We start from the raw sequence: 5,961 nt of genomic DNA, 5'->3' as shown, positions 1-5,961 counted from the left end.
CGAGAGCACCAGCAGCGAGAGCATCGTGATGACGCGGTCGCTGACCCGGTACTGCCGGATCGCCCCCCACGCGCCCAGCACCACCCCGATGACCGTGCCGGCCACCGAGCCGATCAGCAGCAGCCGAAGGCTGACCCCGATCCGGCGCCACAGTTCGTCCGACACCGGCTGACCGGTGATCGTCGCGCCGAAGTCGCCGCGCACCGCATGCGACACCCAGTTCGCGTATCGCAGCGGGATGGGTTGGTTCAGTCCGAGTTGGGCGGCCTTGGCGTCGATGACGGCCTGCGGCGGGCGTGGGCTGCGCTGCATCAGGCTCTCCAGCGGGGAGAAGGCCACCGAGGTCAGGCAGAACGTCAAAAACGACGCCAATGCCAACAACGCCACATAGTTCGCCGCGCGACGCACCAGAAATCGGGCCACGGCTACCGCACTCGCCCCTGTTGCATTAGCCCAGACTAAGAGGTGTGGCTCCGAGGGACCCGGACCGGCGAGTTGACGGCCCGTCCTGTGCGCCGAGCGTGAACCTCTTGCGAAGAAAGCCTCAGATTTTCGCAGCAGGTTCACGCTCGCCGACGTGTCGGTCTGGTGCTGCACACTCGCGGGATGGTTGGACCGTTCATCGGCAGTGAAGCAGTCGCCGCGGCCACGGTGACGCCGTATCAGCTGCGGACGCGGTTCACTGCGATCTACCGCGATGTCTACATCGCACAGGGTTTCGAGCTGTCAGCCGCCGCGCGAGGCCAGGCCGCCTGGCTGTGGTCGCAGCGACGCGGCGTCGTGGCCGGCTACTCGGCGTCGGCGCTGCATGGAGCCAGGTGGGCGAACGCCAAACGGCCCGCAGAGTTGATCTACGGCAACCGTCATGCTCCCGCCCTGGTGCGGACATGGTCGGATCGGATCGAGGACGGCGAGACGACGGTGGTCGACGGTGTGCCGGTAACCAACCCGGCGCGGACGGCCCTCGACCTTGCGTGTCGATATCCCATGGGCCCCGCCGTTGCGGCGATCGATGCCCTCGCTCGGGCGGCGGACCTCAAGATCTCCGACGTCGACCTTCTCGCCGAGCGCTACCCGGGGCGGCGGGGCATTCGTCGCGCCCGGGTCGCGCTGAGCATGGTCGACGCCGGCGCAGAGTCGCCACGCGAGACGTGGCTCCGGCTCGTCCTGCTCCGAGCCGGATTCCCCGCCCCGCAGACGCAGATCCCGGTTTACGACGAATACGGCCAACTCGTTGCGGAACTCGACATGGGCTGGGAACACCTCAAGCTCGCGGTCGAATACGACGGCGACCAGCACTGGACCGACCGTCGGCAACTCCGCAAGGACATCGCGCGGTCAGAAGCGTTGAGCGATCTCGGCTGGATCAACGTCCGGGTGACGGCAGCGGACACCGAAGGCGGCGTGGTCGCGCGGGTGGCAGCAGCGTGGGCTCGTCGAGCGTGAATCCACTGCGAAGAAAAGGCCCAGATTCTCGCAGCAGTTTCACACTCGTCGCATCAACCGGCCACCGCGGATTCGTTGACAGCCACCCAAACGACTGGTTTCATACTTGGTAATGTACGTAATGATGACCAGATCTACCAACTTTACCGAGAATCGGGACGGCTGATGACCACCCATGAAACGCCCGCGGCCGGGCAATACGAGCTGAGCCACTTGCGCTCGCTGGAGGCCGAAGCGATCCACATCATCCGCGAGGTGGCCGCCGAGTTCGAGCGCCCGGTGCTGCTGTTCTCCGGCGGCAAGGACTCGATCGTGATGCTGCAGCTGGCGCTGAAGGCATTCGCGCCCGGGCGCCTACCGTTTCCGGTGATGCACGTCGACACCGGTCACAACTTCGACGAGGTGATCGCCACCCGCGACGAACTGGTCGCCGAGACCGGAGTGCGGCTGGTGGTCGCCAAGGTGCAAGACGACATCGACGCCGGCCGGGCGGTGGACACCATTCCGTCGCGCAACCCGCTGCAGACCATCACGTTGCTGCGCGCGATCCGGGAGAACACCTTCGACGCCGCGTTCGGCGGCGCCCGACGCGACGAGGAGAAGGCCCGGGCCAAGGAGCGGGTGTTCAGCTTCCGCGACGAGTTCGGGCAGTGGGATCCCAAGGCCCAGCGGCCCGAGCTGTGGAACATCTACAACGGCCGTCACCACAAGGGCGAGCACATCCGGGTGTTCCCGCTGTCCAACTGGACCGAGTTCGACATCTGGTCCTACATCGGCGCGGAGAAGATCACGCTGCCGTCGATCTACTACGCCCACCAGCGGCAAGTCTTCGAGCGCGACGGCATGCTGCTCGCGGTGCACCGCCACCTGCAGCCACGTCCCGACGAGAAGGTGATCGAGAAGACGGTCCGGTTCCGCACCGTCGGCGACGTGACGTGCACCGGCTGCGTGGAGTCGGAGGCGGCCACGGTTGCCGAAGTGGTTGCCGAGACGGCGGTTTCGCGACTGACCGAACGAGGCGCCACCCGGGCCGACGACCGAATTTCCGAAGCCGGTATGGAAGATCGCAAGAGGCAGGGGTACTTCTGATGGCAACGTTACTTCGCATCGCTACGGCCGGTTCGGTCGACGACGGCAAGTCCACGCTGATCGGGCGGCTGCTGTTCGACTCCAAGGCCGTCATGGACGACCAGTGGGCCTCGGTCCAGCGCACCTCCAAAGACCGCGGCCACGAATACACCGACCTGTCGCTGGTCACCGACGGACTGCGCGCCGAGCGGGAACAAGGCATCACGATCGACGTCGCCTACCGCTACTTCGCCACTCCCAAGCGGAAATTCATTATTGCCGACACCCCGGGTCACATCCAGTACACCCGCAACATGGTGACCGGCGCGTCCACCGCCCAGCTGGCCATCGTGCTGGTCGACGCCCGCCACGGGCTGCTGGAGCAGTCCCGTCGGCACACCTTCCTGGCCTCGCTGCTGGGCATCGAGCACATCGTGCTCGCGGTCAACAAAATGGATCTCATCGACTGGGACAAGGCAACTTTCGAGGTGATCCGCGACGAGTTCCATGCCTTCGCCACGCGCCTGGACGTCCAAGACGTGCTGACCATTCCGATGTCGGCGTTGCTCGGCGACAACGTGGTCAGCAAATCCGACCACACGCCGTGGTACGACGGGCCCGCACTGCTTTCGCACCTCGAAGAGGTTTATGTCGCGGCTGACCGCAATCTCGTGGACGTGCGGTTCCCGGTGCAATACGTCATCCGCCCGCAGACCCGCGAGCATCAGGACTATCGCAGCTATGCGGGCACGGTGGCCAGTGGCGTGATGCGCCCGGGCGACGACGTCGTCGTGTTGCCGGCGGGCAAGCCAACCCGCATCACCGCGATCGACGGCCCGAACGGCGCTGTTTCCGAGGCGTTTCCGCCGATGGCCGTCTCAGTGAGCCTGGCCGACGACATCGACATCTCCCGCGGCGACATGATCGCCCGTCCCGCCAATGCGCCGCGGGTCACCCAGGAATTCGATGCGACGGTCTGCTGGATGGCCGACGCCGAAGCGCTGGAGGCCGGCCGTGACTACCTGATCAAGCACACCACCCGCACCGCCCGGGTCCGGGTCACCGAGCTCGACTACCGGCTCGACGTCAACACGCTACGCCGCGACAAGGACGCAAAGTCGTTGCAGCTCAATGAGCTCGGCCGGATCTCGCTGCGGTCTCAGGTGCCACTACTGCTCGACGAGTACACCCGCAATTCCAGCACCGGATCGTTCATCCTGATCGATCCGCATACCAACGGCACCGTCGCCGCCGGCATGGTGTTGCGGGATGCCACCGCGCGCTCGGCGAGCCCCAACGCCGTGCGGCACGACTCATTGGTGACCGCCAAGGACCGGCTCACCCGCGGTTGCACGGTGTGGCTCACCGGGCTTTCGGCGTCGGGCAAGTCGTCGGTGGCCATGCTCGTCGAACGCAAGCTGCTCGAAAAAGGCATTCCTGCGTTCGTTCTCGACGGCGACAACCTACGGCATGGCCTGAACGCCGACCTGGGGTTCAGCATGGCCGACCGGTCCGAGAACCTGCGCCGGCTGGCGCATGTGGCGGCGCTGATCGCCGACTCCGGTCAGACCGTGCTGGTGCCGGCGATCAGTCCGCTGGAGGAGCATCGTGCGCTGGCCCGTGCGGTGCACGCCGAAGCCGGCCTGGACTTCGTCGAAGTTTTCTGCGACACGCCGCTGGAGGACTGCGAGCGGCGTGACCCCAAGGGCCTCTACGCGAAGGCGCGCGCCGGTGAGATCACCCACTTCACCGGGATCGACAGTCCCTACCAGCGGCCGAAGAACCCGGATCTGCGGCTCGCTCCGGATCGCAGTCTCGACGAGTCCGCGCAGCAAGTCGTCGAGCTGATCGAGGGCGGAATTGAGCGGGCGTAGCGACCATGAGCTGGCCGCGCGGCTGGCCACCCAAGCCGGCAGACTGCTGCTGGCCGTCCGCGAAGAGCTCGCCGAAGCCACCGAGGCTGACCGAAAAGCCGCAGGCGACAAGCGGTCCCACGACTACCTGATGGCGGCGCTGACGCGCGAACGCCCCGATGACGCGGTGCTCTCCGAAGAAGGCGTCGACGATCCGGTTCGGTTGAGCGCGCAACGGGTCTGGATCGTCGATCCGCTGGACGGAACCCGAGAATTCTCCGAGCTCGGCCGCGAGGACTGGGCAGTGCACGTCGCGTTGTGGCAGTCCGGTGCGTTGGTGGCCGGCGCGGTGGCGCTGCCCGCGCAGGACGTCACGTTGGCCACGCCCGATCCCGTTCCACCACCGGCATATTCGGGCGAGCCGCGGATCGTGGTTTCGCGGACCCGCCCGCCCGCCATCGCGCTGCAAGTGCGCGATCGGCTGAACGGGACGCTGGTCGAGATGGGCTCGGCGGGCGCAAAAGTCGCCGCGGTGATCCAGGGTGTGGCCGACGTGTACGTCCACGCCGGCGGCCAGTACGAGTGGGATTCAGCGGCGCCGGTCGCCGTGGCCCGCGCCGCCGGTCTGCACACGTCCCGCATCGACGGCTCACCGCTGGAGTACAACCGGGACGACCCTAAGCTGCCCGACCTGGTGGTGTGCCGCCCGGAACACGCCGACGCGGTGCTCGCTGTGACGAGCTGAGCCCGCACCGGTGGGAGAATCTTTGCTATGCGGATGTCGGCGAAGGCGGAGTACGCGGTGCGGGCGATGGTCGAACTGGCCACCGTCGCCGACGGTGTCCTGGTCACCACCGATGAGCTGGCCCATGCGCAGGCAATCCCGCCGCAGTTTCTCGTCGACATCCTGTCCGCGTTGCGCTCCGACCACCTGGTTCGCAGCCACCGCGGTCGCGACGGCGGATACGAGTTATCTCGTCCCGGAAACGAAATCAGCATCGCCGATGTGCTGCGCTGCATCGACGGTCCGCTGGCCAGCGTCCGCGACATCGGCCTGGGCGATCTGCCGTATTCAGGACCGACTGCGGCGCTCACCGACGTCTGGCGGGCCCTGCGGGCCAGCATGCGTTTCGTGCTGGAACAGACCAGCCTGGCCGCCGTCGCCACCGGGACGCTGCCCGACCACGTCAGCCGGCTGGCCGACGACTACCGCGATCAGCAAACCCTGCGCCGCGGGCCCCGCAGCGCCGGCTGAGCCGACCGGTCGAATCGGCGCGGTGCGCGCGGTCGGAGGTTGTGCCGGACATCGCGTCGGAGCCGGCCTACTTGGGTGCGGTCAACTCCAGCGCGATGTTGTCCGGATCGCGGAACTGCAGGATGTAGGCCGGGCCGATGTCCTTGACGGGCTCGTGGTAGATCTCGATGTCATCGAGATGCGCTGCCGCGGAGTCTAATTCGGCCTTATCGGCAACCCGGAACGCGAGGTGGTCCAGGCCGGCGCGATCTTCGTGGAAACGATCGTCGGCGACGGGGCGCAGTCCGAGTAGCGCGCCGCCCAGGTCGTAGATGACGCCGCCGAAGAGAAACCCGAGCT

Annotated in this window: 7 protein-coding genes; 5 read left to right on the top strand and 2 right to left on the bottom strand. The window is 66.9% G+C overall.

Annotated features, from left to right (window positions below):
• A partial coding sequence (locus tag AC2VOU_RS09870; RefSeq protein ID WP_486957210.1) for an ABC transporter permease family protein occupies positions 1 to 423 on the bottom strand: 423 nt, incomplete at its 3' end.
• Between the two features lie 183 nt (positions 424 to 606).
• Between AC2VOU_RS09870 and AC2VOU_RS09865 the strand changes: the two genes are divergently transcribed.
• The 5 genes from AC2VOU_RS09865 (at position 607) to AC2VOU_RS09845 (ending at position 5,622) form a co-directional block, all read left to right on the top strand.
• The gene (locus tag AC2VOU_RS09865; RefSeq protein ID WP_486957209.1) at positions 607 to 1,446 is read left to right on the top strand and encodes a hypothetical protein; all 840 of its coding nucleotides are present in this window, start codon (positions 607 to 609) and stop codon (positions 1,444 to 1,446) included.
• 165 nt (positions 1,447 to 1,611) lie between these two features.
• The gene (gene cysD, locus AC2VOU_RS09860; RefSeq protein ID WP_486957208.1) at positions 1,612 to 2,535 is read left to right on the top strand and encodes a sulfate adenylyltransferase subunit CysD; all 924 of its coding nucleotides are present in this window, start codon (positions 1,612 to 1,614) and stop codon (positions 2,533 to 2,535) included.
• The gene (cysC, locus tag AC2VOU_RS09855) at positions 2,535 to 4,388 is read left to right on the top strand and encodes an adenylyl-sulfate kinase (protein ID WP_486957207.1); all 1,854 of its coding nucleotides are present in this window, start codon (positions 2,535 to 2,537) and stop codon (positions 4,386 to 4,388) included. The genes cysD and cysC overlap by 1 nt, the downstream gene beginning before the upstream one ends.
• The gene (locus AC2VOU_RS09850) at positions 4,375 to 5,112 is read left to right on the top strand and encodes a 3'(2'),5'-bisphosphate nucleotidase CysQ (RefSeq protein WP_486957206.1); all 738 of its coding nucleotides are present in this window, start codon (positions 4,375 to 4,377) and stop codon (positions 5,110 to 5,112) included. Before cysC ends, AC2VOU_RS09850 begins: the two co-directional genes overlap by 14 nt.
• 27 nt (positions 5,113 to 5,139) lie before the next feature.
• Positions 5,140 to 5,622, top strand: a complete 483-nt coding sequence (locus AC2VOU_RS09845) for an Rrf2 family transcriptional regulator (protein WP_486957205.1) — start codon at positions 5,140 to 5,142, stop codon at positions 5,620 to 5,622.
• Positions 5,623 to 5,689: 67 nt separating this feature from the next.
• Here the strand turns inward: AC2VOU_RS09845 and AC2VOU_RS09840 are convergent.
• A partial coding sequence (locus AC2VOU_RS09840) for a VOC family protein (protein ID WP_486957204.1) occupies positions 5,690 to 5,961 on the bottom strand: 272 nt, incomplete at its 5' end.

This window comes from Mycobacterium sp. TH-M25 (assembly GCF_057473665.1).
This window is presented reverse-complemented; position numbering and strand designations above follow the sequence as displayed.

Coding starts and splice junctions, on each gene's coding strand:
- cysC (WP_486957207.1), top strand. CDS start 2,535: ATGGCAACGTTACTTCGCATCGCTACGGCCGGTTCGGTCGACGACGGC.
- cysD (WP_486957208.1), top strand. CDS start 1,612: ATGACCACCCATGAAACGCCCGCGGCCGGGCAATACGAGCTGAGCCAC.
- AC2VOU_RS09865 (WP_486957209.1), top strand. CDS start 607: ATGGTTGGACCGTTCATCGGCAGTGAAGCAGTCGCCGCGGCCACGGTG.
- AC2VOU_RS09845 (WP_486957205.1), top strand. CDS start 5,140: ATGCGGATGTCGGCGAAGGCGGAGTACGCGGTGCGGGCGATGGTCGAA.